This is a genomic window from Nocardiopsis gilva YIM 90087, assembly GCF_002263495.1.
GTDB lineage: Bacteria > Actinomycetota > Actinomycetes > Streptosporangiales > Streptosporangiaceae > Nocardiopsis_C > Nocardiopsis_C gilva.
The window spans coordinates 1,857,487-1,872,898 of record NZ_CP022753.1 but is presented as its reverse complement, the minus strand read 5'-3'; the positions used below and the strand labels follow the sequence as shown (position 1 = coordinate 1,872,898).

Sequence of the window (15,412 nt, the reverse complement as noted above, 5' to 3'; positions counted from 1 at the left end):
TTCCCCGCCGCGGTCAGCGGGACGCGGGCGACACCCGTGCGCCGCGCGGCCGGGGCTGGCACTTCGGGCAGCTGAACGACGACCGGTTCATGAACGCGTCCCGCCGGATCGGCGTCTGGCAGCGCTCGCACGGCAGCCCCACGCGGCCGTACGCCTTCAGCCCGCGTTCGAAGTAGCCGCTCTCCCCGTTGACGTTGACGTAGAGCCCGTCAAAGGAGGTACCCCCTTCGGCCAGCGCCTCACCCAGCACCCCGCGCACGTGCTCCAGCAGGTCGGCCACCCGCCGGCGCTGGAGCCCGCCCGTGGCGCGTGCCCAGTGCAGCCGCGACCGCCACAGCGCCTCATCCGCGTAGATGTTGCCGATCCCGCTGATCAGCGACTGGTCGAGCAGCGCCCGCTTGATCTCGGTGCGCCGACGGCGCAGCACACCGGCGAACACGTCGCCGTCGAAGGCCGGGTCCAGCGGATCCAGCGCGATGTGCCGGATGGCGCCGGGCACCTCGACGCCCGTGGCATCGGGCACGAGCGGCTCCACCATCAGGTGGCCGAACGTCCGCTGGTCGACGAAGCGCAACTCGCTGCCGCCGTCATCGAACCGCATCCGCACCCGCAGGTGCTTCTCATCGGCGCACTCGGGCGGCTGCACCAGCAGCTGGCCGCTCATCCCCAGGTGGGCCAGAAGCGCCTCGCCGGAGTCCAGCGTCAGCCACATGTACTTGCCGCGCCGCGCGGTGGCGGTGATCTTGCACCCGGCCAACCGCCCCGCGAAGTCCCCCGAGCCGCTCAGGTGCCGACGGATCGAACGGGGATGCAGCATGTCCACGGCCTCGACCGTGCGACCGGCCACCCACCGGTCCAGCCCCATCCGGACCGACTCGACTTCGGGGAGCTCGGGCATCGACGCCTCAGTTCGCCTTCTCGTTCTCGCTCTGCTGCTCGGAACGGGCGCGGATCGCCTTCCACGCCGACTCGGCCGCCTGCTGCTCGGCCTCCTTCTTGCTGCGCCCCTGCCCCAGGCCGTAGTCCTCCCCCGCGACCCGGACGGTCGCGCGGAACGTCTTCTGGTGGTCGGGGCCGCTCTCGTCCACGTGGTACTCGGGAACGCCCAGCAGCTCCGAGGCGGTCAGCTCCTGCAGCGAGGTCTTCCAGTCCAGGCCCGCGCCCAGCCCGGAGGCCGTGGCGATCAGCGGGTCGAACAGGCGGTGCACCAGGTCGGAGGCGGCGTCCAGACCGCGGTCGAGGTAGACCGCGCCGATGATGGCCTCCAGCGTGTCGGCGAGGATCGAGGACTTGTCCCGGCCTCCGGTGCCCTCCTCGCCCCGGCCCAGCCGGATGTAGCGGCCGATGTCCAGGCCGCGCGCCACATCGGCCAGGGCGCGCATGTTGACCACGGCGGCGCGCAGCTTGGCCAGCTGGCCCTCGGGCAGGTCCGGGTGTTCCCGGAAGAGCGTGTCGGTGACGATCAGCCCGAGCACCGAGTCCCCGAGGAACTCCAGCCGCTCGTTGGTGGGCAGACCGCCCTTCTCGTAGGCGTAGGAGCGGTGCGTCAACGCGCGGGTGAGCACCTTGAGATCCAACTCGATGCCGATCGCGCGGTAGAAATCGCGCGCCTCAGCCGCACTGAGTTGCGTGGCCACTGGACCTTCACACCCCTTCTCGGACGCCGCGCGTGCCCTCGCCGCACCTGCTGGGGCCGGAGGATGGGGCGCGCCGCGCATCTTGGGGCCGATCCGGGACGCTCGAGAACGAGGTGAGCGTCGCGGAAGGGGTCGTGCCTCCGCGACGGCCACCACGGCCTCGGGATAGCCCGTGTCGGCGCTTTCTTCTCTTGTCTCCGTCCGTTGGCGACCCTCAGGTAGCCAAAAGGGCGGGCCCGGTGGTCCGGACCCGCCTCAGCGCTCACCTAGGCCGGGTTGACGACCTGGCGGTTGTTGTAGGTGCCGCACGAGGGGCACGCGACGTGCGGGAGCTTCGGGTCGCGGCAGCGCGGGCAGTCGACCAGTACCGGGCGCGACGCCTTCCACTGCGAACGGCGGGTGCGGGTGTTGCTCCGCGACATCTTCCGCTTCGGGACAGCCACTTCAATCCTCCTGGGTCACCCGCGCGGTCGCGGGAAATCTCGGTACATCCCCGCATGCGCGGGAAACACTCGTCTCCGCCGAATCGTCCACCACGCACCGGGCGCGCGGCGGATCACATCCGCGAAGCCGAAGAACTCATTGGTCGCCGAGCTCGTCGCTCAGCTTCCGCAGCGCCTCCCACCGGGGGTCGACACGTTCACCGTGGTCGTGGTCGGCGCCTGCCTCGGCCAGTTTCTCACCGCACTCGACGCACAGACCGGGACAGTCGTCCCGGCAGAGCGGTGAAAGCGGTAGGGCGAGAACGACCGCGTCGCGGACCACCGGTTCGAGGTCGAGAACTTCGCCCTCAAGATAGTAGTCCTCTTTGTCGTCCTCCGTGTCCACCCCGTCCGCAGCCCGGCTCCCCTTGGCCTCGTCCTCCACCGGGTAGTGGAAGAGCTCCTGGAACCCGGCTTCGAGCGAGTCGGAGACCGGATCCAGGCAGCGGGAGCACTCCCCGGCCGTGACCGTCCGCGCCGTGCCCGTGACGAGCACGCCCTCCATGACCGCTTCGAGCCGGAAGTCGAGCTCGATATCGGTGCCCTCGGGCACACCGGCCATCCCGGTCGCGTACGAACCGGGCGCGGGAACGACGCGCTCCATGGTCCGCATCGAACCTGGCTGGCGCCCCAGCGGCCGGGTGTCGACCACGAAGGGGGAACGGAGATCTGAACGAGACAGAGTGATCGCGCTTTCGGTATCGGGATCCGCACACCCGCTCGCGCGGGCGGCAGCACGTTTGGTCGCCGACCGGATCCGGCCAGGTGGCGGGAGTCGCCCGCCCCACCGAATCCGCGACCATGGTCAACCGCGGAGTCTACCGATCAGCCCAGGCCACCCCCAAATCAGCGGGCCCGCCCGGACCGCGGCACACCCCCGCCCTCAGGCATCCGGCGCGTGGCCGTTGGGACCCGACGCGTCTCCACGCGCCCGCGCGGTGTCGGATCCGGCGAACTTCTCCCGCAGCCGCTCCTCGACGTAGGGGCTGACCAGGCTGCTGACATCACCGCCGTACTGCGCGACCTCCTTGACCAGGCTGGAGCTGAGGAAGGAGTACTGCGGGTTGGCCGTCATGAACATCGTCTCAACGCCGGAGAGGCGGTAGTTCATCTGGGCGATCTGCAACTCGTAGTCGAAGTCGCTGACCGACCGCAGGCTGCGGATGATCATGTCGATCCCGTTGCGCCGGCAGAAGTCCACCAGCAGCCCGTCGAACTCGGTGACCCGCACGTTCTCGATGTCCCGGGTGCACTCGCGCAGCATGTCGAGCTTCTCCGGGACGGTGAACAGCCCCCGCTTGTTCACGTTGTTCAGGACCGCGGCGACCACCTCGTCATACTGCCGCGCGGCGCGACCGATGATGTCGATGTGACCGATGGTGACCGGGTCGAACGACCCGGAACAGACGACACGGCGCACGATGCACCGCTCCTCTCTGGCGACCGGTGGGGTCCTGCTGACCGCGTCCCCGTGGGACACAGGCGCGCGGACGGTCAGGTGGGTTCGGGAAGGTTCGCCGCGCGACCGTACCAAAGGGACGCCTCGCCATATCGGCGGACCCTGTCCCCAACGTACCCCTCGGGCCACTCGGGCCCCGCCCCGCGGGTCGCCCGCTCGACGACGACCAGCGCGTCGGGCTCCAGCCAGCCGTGGTCGCGCAGCAGCACCAGCATCGCCTCGACCTCGGCGTCGGAGACCGCGTACGGCGGGTCCGCCACCACCAGGTCGTAGCCCTCGCCGCCCGGGCCCCGCTCCAGCACGCGCTGGACCTTCTCCGCCGCGACGCGCGCTCCCGACAGCCCCAGGGTGGCGATGTTCTTCCGGATGGCCGCCACCGCCCTGCGGTCGGCCTCCACCAGCAGGACGTGCCCCGCGCCGCGGGACAGCGCCTCCAGCCCAATGGCGCCGGACCCCGCGTACAGGTCGAGCATCCGGATTCCGTCGAGCGAGCCGAGGTCGCTGAGCGCGGAGGCGAACAGGGCCTCGCGCGCCCGGTCGCTGGTGGGCCGGGTGGTGCGGCCGTCGGGGACCGCGAGCGTGCGCCCGCCCGCGGTACCGGCGATGATGCGGGTCATAGCGCCACGTTAGCGCGGCGGCGGGGCGGCGCCGCCGCACAGCGGGCCGGTCAGGTCTTCTCCAGGTACTCGGCGCGCTCCTCGGTGAGGAGGTCGTCGAGCGCCGCCGCCAGCATCGGGTGGCCGCTGAGCGCGGGATCGGCCTCGATGTAGTGCTGGGCCTCGCTCCGCGCCTCGTGGATGAGGTCCTCGTCACGCAGCAGCGTGAGCATCTTCAGCGACGAGCGGCGACCGGACTGGGCACCGCCCAGGACGTCGCCCTCACGGCGCTGCTCCAGGTCGACCCGCGACAGCTCGAACCCGTCGGTGGTGGCCGCCACGGCGGCCAGCCGCTCGCGGGCGGGGGTCTCGGCGTCCGCCTCCGTCACCAGCAGGCACAGGCCGGGCATATCGCCCCGACCCACACGGCCGCGCAGCTGGTGCAGCTGGGAGACGCCGAAGCGGTCGGCGTCCATGATCGCCATGACGGTGGCGTTCGGCACGTCCACACCGACCTCGATGACGGTGGTGGCCACCAGCACGTCCAGCTCGCCCGCCGCGAAGCGGCGCATGACCGCGTCCTTCTCCTCCGGCGCGAGCCGACCGTGCAGCGCGGCCACCCGCAGGTCCGACAGCGGTCCCTCGGCGAGTCCGGCGGAGACGTCCAGGACGGCCAGCGGCGGGCGCCGCGCCGCCTGACCCGCGTCCTCGTCGACCGGTGCGTCCGCCTCGTCCGCGGCGTCCCCGGCGCCGTTCTCGTCCCCGCCGATGCGCGGGCACACCACATAGGCCTGGCGCCCCTGACGCCCCTCCTCCCGGATCCGCTCCCACGCCCGCGCCAGGTAGTGCGGCTTGTCCCGGGCCGGGACGACGTGCGTGTCCACGGGCGACCGGCCCGAGGGCAGCTGCGTGAGGGCGACGACGTCGAGGTCGCCGTAGACGGTCATGGCGACGGTGCGGGGGATGGGCGTGGCGGTCATCACCAGCACGTGCGGGCGGCCGTCTGTGGCCTTGGCGCGCAGGGCGTCGCGCTGCTCCACGCCGAACCGGTGCTGCTCGTCCACGACGACCAGGCCGAGGTCGGCGAAGCTCACCTCGTCCTGCAGCAGAGCATGGGTACCGACGACGATCCCGGCGGCCCCGGAGGCGGCGTCCAACAGGGCCTCGCGGCGGGCCGCGGCCCCCTGGGACCCGGTGAGCAGCGCGACCCGGGTGGCCTGGTCGGCGGCGGTGCTGTCTGCGCGCTCGGCCTCCTCGCTCGTCTCTGCCGCCGACGCGGGTCCGCCTTCGGCAGGTGGCATCGACGGCTCCGCTCGCTCGTTCGGCTTCGCGTCGCTGCTGTCTGCGCGCTCGGCCTCCTCGCTCGTCTCTGCCGCCGACGCGGGTCCGCCTTCGGCAGGTGGCATCGACGGCTCCGCTCGCTCGTTCGGCTTCGCGTCGCTGATCTGCCCGGCACGCGCCATCGGCCCGAGCATGGCAGAGATGGAGCGATGGTGCTGCTGGGCCAAGACCTCGGTGGGGGCGAGCAGCACGGCCTGCCCTCCGGCGTCGACCACCTGGAGCATCGCGCGCAGGGCGACCAGGGTCTTGCCGGCCCCCACGTCGCCCTGGAGTAGCCGGTGCATGGGGTGGGTGGAGTCGAGCCCGGCCGCGATGGTCGCGCCGACCTCCCGCTGTCCGTCGGTGAGGGTGAACGGCAGCTGGGCGTCGAAGGCGTCGAGCAGCCCTCCCGTGGTGGCAGGGCGGGGCCGAGCGGGCAGGGCGGCGGCCTCGTGGCGGCGCCGGGCCAGGGCGAGCTGGAGCACGAAGGCCTCGTCCCACTTGAGGCGCTTGCGGGCGCGGCCGATGTCGGCCTGGTCGGCGGGGCGGTGGATGGCCAGCAGGGCGGAGTGGAGGGTGGAGAGGCGGTGGCGTTCGCGCAGCTCGGCGGGGAGCGGGTCGGGGACGTCGTCGATCTGGTCGAGCAGGGTGCGCAGGCACCGCTCGATGTCCATGGAGGAGATGTCCTTGGTCGCCGGGTAGATAGGGATGATCTTGTCGGCGAACTCCCGGACGCGCTGTTCCTCGTTGCCGTCCTCGGGCAGCATCTCGTACTTGGGGTGCGCGAGCTGGGCGGTGCCGCGGTAGTCGCTGACCCGTCCAGCGAACAGGCCGCGGGCGCCGACCCGGAGGTACTTCATGTGGTACCCGGCCTTCTGGAAGAAGACGAGGGTGAGCCGGTGGGCGCCGTCGGTGATGACGACCTCGAGGCGCTCGGTCTTGCGCCCGGTGGCGCGCTGGCGGAACTCGCGGCGGCGCACGCTGTGCACGTCGGCCACCACGGTGACCTCTTCTCCTTCGGCCAGGGCGCCGAGCGGGGTGAGCTCGCCCCGGGTGGCGTAGCGGCGCGGATAGTGGCGCAGCAGGTCGCCCACGGTGTGCAGATCGAAGTCGGCGGCGAGCTTCTTGGCCGCGCTGTCCCCCAGCGACTTGCGCAGCGGCTCGTCCCAAGCGATCACTGGTCGCCTCCCACTGGTCGTCTCCTCCCGCACGGCCGTGCCCACGGGGGCCGCGTCCCCACACGAACCACATCCCCAACGTTAGAACGTGTGTACAACGAACAGGGGGCAATGGGCGACAGCGCTCGACGATGGCGCCGGGGGACGCGCGCCGGGTTATACTCGATCCAGCATTCCCACCTGCGACGCCGCCTCACCGGCCGATCGGACGGGGGGTGCGGGGCCGGTCTCCGGTCCCGGTTAGGCGCGTACGCGGGGCATAGCGCCGGTGCTTTCTCCCGTTTGGGGGTCAACGTCGGCGGTCGTGTACGCTTCCACGGTTGGCGCGCCCGCGCTGACCTGTTTGCTCATCAGACCTCTCTCGGGTCGTTCACCGCGCGTGTGACAGCGTGCGGGCCCGAGCGCTTGAATGGAGTTACCGTGGCTTCCGTCTGCGACGTCTGCGGCAAGGGACCAGGGTTCGGTAACAGTGTTTCCCACTCGCACCGCCGCACCCGCCGCCGCTGGAACCCCAACATCCAGACTGTGCGCACCCGCGTGGGCGGTACGCCCCAGCGCAAGAACGTGTGCACGTCGTGCATCAAGGGCGGCAAGGTCGACCGCTGATCCAGCGGACGGTCGCCTTTCGTCCATAACGAACGCTTGAGGGCGCCATGGCAGCATCGCCATGGCGCCCTCAAGCGTTGGTGTACTCCCCCGCGTCCATTCCCCGTTGATCTCGGAGATACTGGGGTCTCACGCGCGATTTTTACCCCAATATCTCCGAGATCAACGGGGAACTGGGGGCTACAGGTCGCAGAAGTGCCCGTTCAGCGAGCAGCTGGTGGGGCTCTGGGCGGAGCCCTCGGCGATGAAGTGCACGGTGACCGACGCACCGGGGGCGAGGCCGCCCTGACCGTCGCTCGGACGCGCGATCAGGCCGCTCGACGTGGTCTCCCAGTCGGCGTCCCAGGCGGAGGTGACGGTGGCGTCGGAGAACCCGAGGGCCAGCTCCCAGCCGCGCAGGGTGCTGTCGCCGGTGTTGGTGACGGTGACCGCACCGGTGAAGGTGGTGTCGGTGGCCTCGACCAGCCGGTAGGTGACCGTGCTGGGCTCCGGGTCATCGGCGGCGGGGGCGTTCTCGGTGGCCGAGCGCGGCTCGCCGTCACCTTCGGGCGTGGCCGACGCCGACGGTCTGGCGTCCGGTTGGTCCAGCCGCTCGCTCTGTCCGGTGCCGGGGCTGGCCTCGTGGCCCGCGGGAGGGTCGCTGAACCTCAGGTAGATCTGGGTGGTGCTGTACCCGAAGAGGGTGAGCGCCAGCGTGACCCCGGAGATCAGCAGGACGGTCAGCAGGCGCGGGGGGTCGACACGCTTGGGGACGGTACTCTCCAGCACGTGCCCGACGCTGGCCAGGGCACTGGTGTTCTCCGGTTCGGACCGGTGCGCGCCGCGTCGGCTGCCGCCAGCCCCGCTATGCCGCCCCATGTACCGCCTTCCGACACGTCTGCCCGTGAAACGACGACCCTTGTCGTCCCCGTCTTCCCCGAGTGGCACTGCGCCACGTGGCGATGGGTCCCCGTCGCGTTGACGGCTACCCCCTGTTCTCCTCCGCCCCGGCCAGTGTCGGTCCCGGCGCGAGTGCGGTTCGTTCCCGCTTCACAAGGGCCGTTCGGGGCAGCAGCTTAGCGTGATTTACCCCCTAAAACCGACACCCCTCGAGCCGTTACCTAATACTGACCCACAGTGACGGAAGTTTTCCACCGAGGGCGGAGCGACCATTGCGCCCGCCTGGGGATATCAGCCGAAGTGTCGCCACCCGGCCGCCTCGCTCGGCCGCCCGTCCACGGTGACGGCCGCGCCCGCCGCCCCCGTTCTCTCCGGTGTCACCGTACCGATCCGTGTCCACTCCTCAGGCAGCTCGGTATCGGCCGGGAAGGTGGCCGCCAGGGCGTGGTCCTCTCCCCCGGCAAGCATGAGTCCGACGGGGTCCGCGGCGAGGAGCTCCGCCGCCGCGCGCAGTTCGGGGGGCGGCACCAGCGCGGCGCTTTCCAGGTCGACGGCGACGCCGGAGGCCGCGCAGATGTGGCCCAGGTCCTGCACGAGACCGTCACTGATGTCGAGCATCGCGGTGGCCCCCAATCGGGCCGCCCGCTCTCCCTCGGAGTAGGGCGGGCGGGGGCGCCGGTGCTCTCGGACGCATGCCGCGGGGTCGTCCAGGCCCCGCTCCAGGAGGGCGAGTCCGGCGGCCGACAGCCCGAGCCGTCCGGCCACCGCGAGCACGTCGCCGGGGCGCGCCCCGTCCCTGCGCACCGCGGCCCGGCCGCCCAGGTCGCCCAGGGCCGTGACGGAGACCGTCAGGACCTCGGAGCGGACGGTGTCCCCGCCGACCACGGCGCCACCCGAGGCCCCGCATTCGTCCGCGACCCCCGCCGCGAACTCGTCCGCCCACGCGACGGGCAGGTCGGTGGGCACCCCCAGGGCGATCAGCAGCGCGGTCGGCCGCGCGCCCATGGCCTCGATATCGGCGACGTTCTGCGCGACGGCCTTGTGCCCGATGTCCCGGGGCGTCGACCAGTCGCGGCGGAAGTGCCGTCCCTCGACGAGCATGTCGGTCGTCGCCACGACACGCTGATCAGGAGCTTTGATCACGGCGGCGTCGTCGCCCGGCCCGAGGATTACGTCGTCGGTTCCGGGGAATCTCGCCGTCACGCGCTCGATCAGGCCGAACTCACCCAGGTCCCCAATGGTGCTCAACACAGACCACAGGGTACGGTGACGCTCGCGTCGAGGTGGTCTAGACCCCGCGACGATCCGGGTGGCCCGGCGCGCACGGTCACGTTCTTCTTCTCCTGGAGGGGTTTCATGGTGGAGGCATACATCCTGGTGCAGACCGAAGTGGGACGGGCCGCCGAGGTCGCCAGCAGGATCGCCGAGATCGAGGGCGTACGCCAGGCTGAGGACGTCACTGGGCCCTACGATGTCATCGTGCGCGCGTACGCCGACGACATCGACTCGCTGGGCCGGTTGGTCGTGGCCCGGATCCAGCGGCTGGAGGGCATCGCCCGCACACTGACCTGCCCGATCGTCAAAATCTGAGGCCGAGGAACAGCCGGAACAACAGGAGTAAAGGCGACGTGATGCGACGCGCGGCAACGGTGAGCCGAGCGGTGGCGGTGTTCGCGCCGGCACTGGCGCTGCTGGCGGGCTGTACCGGCGGCGCCGTCGAGGTGCCCGAGCCCACGCCCGGGAAGAAGGCGGCGGAGCTGTGCCGCGCGCTGGTGAAGCGGGCGCCCGAGACCCTGTTCGACCAGAACAGGGTCGACGTGGACCCCGCCTCCGACTTCGTGGCCGCGTGGGGGGACCCGCCGATCGCCCTGCGCTGCGGCGTGGACCGCCCCTCCGCGCTGCGGCCCGATTCGGAGCTGATGGTGGTCAACGACATCGCGTGGCTGCCGGAGCCGGCGGACCAACCCAACCTCTTCACCGCCGTGGGGCGCGAGGCCTACGTCGAGCTGTCCCTCCCGCCCTCCTACGGTGCTCCGGCCGAGGGGTTGGTGGCCATCAGCGACCTGATCAACGACGAGGTCCCCGCCCTGCCCGACGGGGAGCTCTAGTCGCCGACCGCCCCGCGGCCACCGCGCCCCGCCGCGCTCAGCTCGTCGGGTCGTCCATCCCGCCGCTCAGGTCGAGGTTCTCGAACCCGCCCTGCTCCTCGAACTGCTTAGCGGTGAAGCCGACCATTCCGGAGCAGGCGGCCCCCGGCTCGGGCACGCCCGGGTGCTGCTCGTAGGTGCGCAGGAACTTGTCCAGCCGTTCGTCCTCGGCGTTGTCGAGCTTGATCTGCTTGCCCCAGGCGGAGGCCACGATGGGCGCGGGCAGGTTGTCCTCGTAGGGGCTGATCAGTACGTAGCTACCGGGCGTGTAGCGCGCTTCGAGCTTTTGCACCTGCTCGGCGTCTAGGTCCGGCTGGTAGGTGATCCACACGGCGCCGTGTTCCAGTGCGTGCACGCCGAACTCGTTGACGATGGGCTCGGTGTAGACGTCACAGTTCTGCCAGGCGGGGTTGTGCTCGCCCCCGGCGGGAGGGTTCTGCTCGTAGTCGACCGACGCGGCCACGTGCCCCCGCCCCACATCGAACGACTCCAGCCCCTCGATGTTGCGGCGGTTCCACACGTTATAGACGCCGAAGCCGGCCGCGCCGAGCACCAGGGCACCGACCAGAACCACACCGACGCCGATCGCGATGTTGCGGCGGCGCTCCTGCCGCTGCCGCTGGGCGCGCATCTCGGCAGCTCGGCGCCGACGTTCCTCGGCGGATTTCTTACTCACGGCGTCTCCCTCGGGGCGCTGACTTGTGGTCTTTCCCTATGCTTTACCTACATGCCCAAAAACGTCGCCTGATGCAGGATGGTTCCGTGGGAAACGAAACCGAGACCGAAACCGCTCCTGAGCACCCGACGAGGTCAGGGCTGGGACGCTCGGTCCCGCTGTGGCTTGCCGCGGCCATCGCCGTCGTCGCGCTGCTCGGCGGATTCCTGCTCGGACGCCCCGCGGTCCCGCTGGACAGCAGCGCCGACGCCGGGTTCCTCCGCGACATGAGCGTGCACCACTCCCAGGCCGTCGACATGTCGCTGCTGATCCTGGAGAAGACGGACGACCCGCAGCTGTCGACCGTCGCCCAGGACATCGCGCGCACGCAGCAGGCCCAGATCGGCCGGATGCGGGGATGGCTGGTGCAGTGGGGCCTGAACATCCGCGGCGCCCAGCCCCCGATGGCGTGGATGGCCGGGCACGGCTCCCACGGCGCGCAAGAGGCCCCGAAAACCATGCCCGGCTGGGTCCCCGACGACCGGATGGAAGAGCTGAAGCAGGCCGAGGGGACCGAGGCCGAGATCCTGTTCCTGCAGCTGATGATCGACCACCACAAGGGCGGCATCGACATGGCCGAGGCGGCCGTGTCGGCGGGCGACCAGAAAATCGTCACCGACTTCGCCGCGGGCATGGCCAAGGCGCAGCAGAGCGAGATCGAACTGATGCAGGACATGCTCGCCGCCCGCGGCGCCTGAGCCCGCGGAGGACAGACCGTCTCGGAATCGGCCGCCGACCTCGACCATCGCCCGGGTAGAAGACGCCGGTAGGGTGACCCGTTATGGACGCTGGCCTAGGAAACGAGATGGTCGCGGTCCCGCCCGGACGGGTAACGCTGTCGGACCGGCGGACGCAGCGGAGTTGGTCGGTCGACGTCGCAGCGTTCCAGATGGCGGCGTTCCCGGTCACGCAGTCGTTGTACGCGCAGGTCATCGGTCAGCGGCCGAGCACCGCCCGAGGCGACCAGCTGCCTGTTGAGAGTGTTTCGTGGGAGGACGCGGTCCAGTTCTGCAATGCGCTGTCCCAGCGCGAGGGGCTGATGCCCGCGTATCGCTTCCACGCCGACGACACGGCGGCCGAATGGGACGTCTCTGCCGACGGGTACCGACTACCGACCGAAGCCGAGTGGGAGCACGCCTGCCGTGCGGGTACCACCGGTCCTCGGTACGGCCAGCTTGACGAGGTCGCCTGGTACCGGGGCAACTCACATGGGCAGATCCATCCTGTTGGCGGCAAGCAGCCTAACGCGTGGGGCCTGTACGACGTGCTGGGCAATGTCTGGAACTGGTGCTGGGACATCTACGACGCCGAGATGTATGGCACCTACCGGCTGCTTCGCGGCGGTGGATGGTTCGACGAGCATTGGAGCTGCCGGGCCTCGGTGCGGCGGCGCAGCCATCCGACCTTACGAATTGACGACGTGGGGTTCCGCATCGCGCGATCACAGCCGTCTCGGCCGTGACAACTCGTTCTGAAACGCTTAGTAAGCGGCCCGGCGGGGTTGGGCGGGCCCGCACGCACATGTGCACCGCGGCGACGGGCGGTGGGGCCGGCAACCCCAACCACAGGGTGGCAGCCCAGAACGAACCGCGCGCGAAGCGCGACCAGGTGCGTCGGGGACGCGAATTCCCATCGCCCGGTGGCAGCGCAAGCGGGAGAACCGCACGCGAAGCGTGGCAATGAGCGCGTGATCCATGCCTCGTTGACCCCAATAGGTCAACTACAGGCGGAAGTACTACACTTCGTAGTACTACAGCCCGTCGACCCGTTGGTCCCTGGAGAGGCGCTCAGATGGACGCGTTGGATCTCGCGCGGTGGCAGTTCGGACTCACCACCGTGTACCACTTTCTGTTCGTGCCGCTGACGATCGGGCTGTCCGTCATCGTCGCCGCGCTGCAGACCGCCTGGCACCGGACCGGCAAGCACGAGTACCTGCAGGCCACCAAGTTCTTCGGGAAGCTCTTCCTGATCAACTTCGCGATGGGTGTCGTCACCGGCATCGTGCAGGAGTTCCAGTTCGGGATGAACTGGAGCGACTACTCGACCTTCGTCGGCGACGTGTTCGGCGCGCCGCTGGCCATGGAGGCGCTGCTCGCCTTCTTCCTGGAGTCGACCTTCATCGGCCTGTGGATCTTCGGCTGGGACAAGCTGCCGCGCCGGGTCCACCTCGCCTGCATCTGGGCGGTGGCCATCGGCACCAACCTGTCCGCCTACTTCATCCTGGCCGCCAACGCCTGGATGCGGCACCCCGTCGGCTTTCGGGTCAACCACGACACCGGACGGGCGGAGCTCACCGACATCTGGGCGGTCCTCACCAACACCCAGGCCTGGTCCACCTACCTGCACGTCGTCTCGGCCGCGTTCATCACGGCGGGGATGTTCGTGGTCGCCGTCAGCGCGTTCAAGCTCTGGCGCAACCGGGCCAAGAACGACACCGGGGAGAAGGGCGTCGTCCCGCCCAAGGGCGACCACGAGCTGTTCCGCAAGACGATGCGGGCCGGCATGGTCGTCACGCTCCTCGCCGGGATCCTGGTGGTCTACTCCGGCGACCACCAGGCCAAGCTCGCCGCCGAGTACGAGCCGATGAAGCTCGCCGCCGCCGAGGCCCTGTGGGACACCGAGGAGGGCGCCGGTTTCTCCGCCTTCGCCGTCGGCGACACCGACGAGGGCCTCAACACCATCGACGTCACCATCCCCAACGTGCTGAGCTTCCTGGCCACCGGCGAGTTCGACGGCCAGGTGCACGGCATGAACAACCTCCAGCGGGTCTACGAGGAGTACTACGGGCCGGGGAACTACATCCCGAACGTCTTTGTCACCTACTGGTCGTTCCGGCTGATGATGGGGCTCGGCATGGTCGGCGTGGCGCTGTCGGCCCTCGGCCTGCTGCTGACCCGTAAGCGGCGGCTCCCTGAGCCGCCGACCGCCCCCTCCTGGCTGCCGGGCTGGGCGAAGAACGGCTTCTACTTCGTCGCCATGCTCGCGCTGCCCGCCGCCCTGGCAGCCAACATCCTCGGCTGGGTGCTCACCGAGATGGGCCGTCAACCTTGGACCGTGCACGGCCAGCTGCTCACCGCCAACAGCGTCTCCCCCGGCGTGAGCCTCGTCCAGGTGGCCATCAGCCTCACTCTGTTCACCCTCACCTACGGGGTCCTCGCTGTGGTCGAGGCCGGGCTGCTGTGGCGCTACATCAAGGCCGGACCCTCCCACGTCGTGCCCGCGCTCGACGACAGCGAGGACGGCGACGGCAGCGCCACCGACGCCCCGGTCCCCGCCTTCGTCTACTAGGAGCCGCCACCATGGACCTCGATCTCCCACTCATCTGGTTCCTCACCATCGCCATCCTGTGGACCGGCTACTTCGTCCTGGAGGGCTTCGACTTCGGCGTGGGCATGCTGCTGCCCGTGCTCGGAAAGGACAACACCGACCGCCGGGTCATGATCAACTCCATCGGCCCGATCTGGGACGGCAACGAGGTGTGGCTGATCACCGCCGTCGGCGCCACCCTGGCCGCGTTTCCGGCCTGGTACGCGTCCATGTTCAGCGGCTTCTACCTCCCGGTGCTGATCATCCTGCTCGCGCTGATCGTGCGCGGCGTCGCCTTCGAGTACCGGGGCAAGCGCGACAGCGACCAGTGGCGGGCCCGCTGGGACGCCGCGATCATCTTCGGCAGCACCGCACCCGCCGTGCTGTGGGGCCTCATCTTCGCCAACCTCGTGCGCGGCCTGCCCATGGGCGCCGACCACGTGGTCCGCGCGGGTCTGCTCGACCTGCTCAGCCCCTACGCCCTACTCGGAGCGGCGACGACACTGTCGCTGTTCGTCCTGCACGGCGCGGTCTTCCTGACCCTCAAGACCGACGGCGAGGTCCGCACCCGCGCCCGCGCGCTGCTGCTCCGCACCGCCTACGTCGCGATCCCGGTGACCCTGGCGTTCCTGACCTGGACGCAGCTCGCCTACGGCAAGGCCTGGACCGGGCCGGTCGTGGCGCTGGCGGGCGCCGCGCTGGTCATCGGGGTGATCCTGGGCATCCGAGGGCGGGAGGGCTGGTCCTTCACCGCCACGGCGGTGACGATCATCGCCCTGTCGGTCGCCGTCTTCGGCGCCATGTTCCCCAACGTGCTGCCCTCGACCACCGACGCCGCCCACAGCCTCACCATCACCAACGCGTCCTCCGCGCCCTACACGCTCACCGTGATGACGTGGGTGGGCGTCGTGTTCCTTCCCCTCGTGCTGTGCTACCAGGCATGGAGCTACTGGGTGTTCCGCAAGCGCGTCACCCGCCAGCACATCGAGCCGGTCCCCGCTTACGGTGGCGGTGACACCGGAAACGCCGACGACTCCGCCCCGTCGCCCGGCACCGGCTGAGGAGCTGAGGAAAGGACGCGCGTCCC

Annotated in this window: 17 protein-coding genes; 7 read left to right on the top strand and 10 right to left on the bottom strand. The window is 70.3% G+C overall.

What is annotated here, in order from left to right; all coding sequences use genetic code 11:
* Positions 1-13: 13 nt before the first annotated feature.
* The 7 genes from mutM to CDO52_RS08795 all read right to left on the bottom strand — a co-directional run bounded on the left by mutM (position 14) and on the right by CDO52_RS08795 (position 6,672).
* Positions 14-898, bottom strand: coding sequence for a bifunctional DNA-formamidopyrimidine glycosylase/DNA-(apurinic or apyrimidinic site) lyase (mutM, locus tag CDO52_RS08825; protein WP_017617439.1), 885 nt, complete (start codon positions 896-898; stop codon positions 14-16).
* 7 nt (positions 899-905) lie between these two features.
* Positions 906-1,637 (bottom strand): ribonuclease III, encoded by a 732-nt coding sequence (rnc, locus tag CDO52_RS08820; protein ID WP_017617438.1) that lies wholly within the window; start codon positions 1,635-1,637, stop codon positions 906-908.
* 266 nt (positions 1,638-1,903) lie between these two features.
* Positions 1,904-2,080 (bottom strand): 50S ribosomal protein L32, encoded by a 177-nt coding sequence (gene rpmF, locus CDO52_RS08815; protein WP_017617437.1) that lies wholly within the window; start codon positions 2,078-2,080, stop codon positions 1,904-1,906.
* Positions 2,081-2,216: 136 nt separating this feature from the next.
* The gene (locus CDO52_RS08810) at positions 2,217-2,723 is read right to left on the bottom strand and encodes a YceD family protein (protein WP_017617436.1); all 507 of its coding nucleotides are present in this window, start codon (positions 2,721-2,723) and stop codon (positions 2,217-2,219) included.
* Between the two features lie 279 nt (positions 2,724-3,002).
* Positions 3,003-3,539: a pantetheine-phosphate adenylyltransferase gene (gene coaD / locus CDO52_RS08805; RefSeq protein WP_017617435.1), complete on the bottom strand. Its 537-nt coding sequence runs from the start codon at positions 3,537-3,539 to the stop codon at positions 3,003-3,005.
* A gap of 74 nt (positions 3,540-3,613) precedes the next feature.
* Positions 3,614-4,195: a 16S rRNA (guanine(966)-N(2))-methyltransferase RsmD gene (gene rsmD, locus CDO52_RS08800; RefSeq protein WP_017617434.1), complete on the bottom strand. Its 582-nt coding sequence runs from the start codon at positions 4,193-4,195 to the stop codon at positions 3,614-3,616.
* A gap of 50 nt (positions 4,196-4,245) precedes the next feature.
* On the bottom strand, positions 4,246-6,672 hold the full coding sequence (locus CDO52_RS08795; protein WP_094932305.1) for a DEAD/DEAH box helicase: 2,427 nt from the start codon (positions 6,670-6,672) through the stop codon (positions 4,246-4,248).
* Positions 6,673-7,092: 420 nt separating this feature from the next.
* Between CDO52_RS08795 and rpmB the strand changes: the two genes are divergently transcribed.
* A complete protein-coding gene (rpmB, locus tag CDO52_RS08790; protein ID WP_017617432.1) occupies positions 7,093-7,278 on the top strand; it encodes a 50S ribosomal protein L28 in 186 nt (61 codons plus the stop codon).
* Between the two features lie 180 nt (positions 7,279-7,458).
* On the opposite strand, the gene CDO52_RS08785 is transcribed toward rpmB, so the two are convergent.
* Both CDO52_RS08785 and CDO52_RS08780 read right to left on the bottom strand, forming a co-directional pair.
* Positions 7,459-8,136: a cellulose binding domain-containing protein gene (locus tag CDO52_RS08785; protein WP_017617431.1), complete on the bottom strand. Its 678-nt coding sequence runs from the start codon at positions 8,134-8,136 to the stop codon at positions 7,459-7,461.
* A gap of 312 nt (positions 8,137-8,448) precedes the next feature.
* The gene (locus tag CDO52_RS08780; protein ID WP_026125547.1) at positions 8,449-9,408 is read right to left on the bottom strand and encodes a thiamine-phosphate kinase; all 960 of its coding nucleotides are present in this window, start codon (positions 9,406-9,408) and stop codon (positions 8,449-8,451) included.
* A 105-nt stretch (positions 9,409-9,513) separates the two neighbouring features.
* On the opposite strand from CDO52_RS08780, the gene CDO52_RS08775 reads away from it, so the two are divergent.
* Positions 9,514-9,747, top strand: coding sequence for an Lrp/AsnC family transcriptional regulator (locus tag CDO52_RS08775; protein WP_017617429.1), 234 nt, complete (start codon positions 9,514-9,516; stop codon positions 9,745-9,747).
* A 41-nt stretch (positions 9,748-9,788) separates the two neighbouring features.
* Positions 9,789-10,265, top strand: coding sequence for a DUF3515 domain-containing protein (locus CDO52_RS08770; protein ID WP_033299431.1), 477 nt, complete (start codon positions 9,789-9,791; stop codon positions 10,263-10,265).
* Between the two features lie 37 nt (positions 10,266-10,302).
* Here the strand turns inward: CDO52_RS08770 and CDO52_RS08765 are convergent, their stop codons facing one another.
* Positions 10,303-10,980 (bottom strand): DUF3105 domain-containing protein, encoded by a 678-nt coding sequence (locus CDO52_RS08765; RefSeq protein ID WP_232524418.1) that lies wholly within the window; start codon positions 10,978-10,980, stop codon positions 10,303-10,305.
* An 86-nt stretch (positions 10,981-11,066) separates the two neighbouring features.
* Between CDO52_RS08765 and CDO52_RS08760 the strand changes: the two genes are divergently transcribed.
* The 4 genes from CDO52_RS08760 (at position 11,067) to cydB (ending at position 15,386) form a co-directional block, all read left to right on the top strand.
* Complete coding sequence (locus CDO52_RS08760) at positions 11,067-11,717, top strand: DUF305 domain-containing protein (protein WP_017617426.1); 651 nt, start codon at positions 11,067-11,069, stop codon at positions 11,715-11,717.
* 107 nt (positions 11,718-11,824) lie between these two features.
* A complete protein-coding gene (locus CDO52_RS08755) occupies positions 11,825-12,481 on the top strand; it encodes a formylglycine-generating enzyme family protein (protein ID WP_017617425.1) in 657 nt (218 codons plus the stop codon).
* Between the two features lie 329 nt (positions 12,482-12,810).
* Complete coding sequence (locus CDO52_RS08750) at positions 12,811-14,307, top strand: cytochrome ubiquinol oxidase subunit I (protein WP_017617424.1); 1,497 nt, start codon at positions 12,811-12,813, stop codon at positions 14,305-14,307.
* 11 nt (positions 14,308-14,318) lie between these two features.
* Entirely contained in the window at positions 14,319-15,386 is a 1,068-nt protein-coding gene (gene cydB, locus CDO52_RS08745) for a cytochrome d ubiquinol oxidase subunit II (RefSeq protein WP_094932303.1), read from the top strand.
* Positions 15,387-15,412 lie beyond the last annotated feature (26 nt).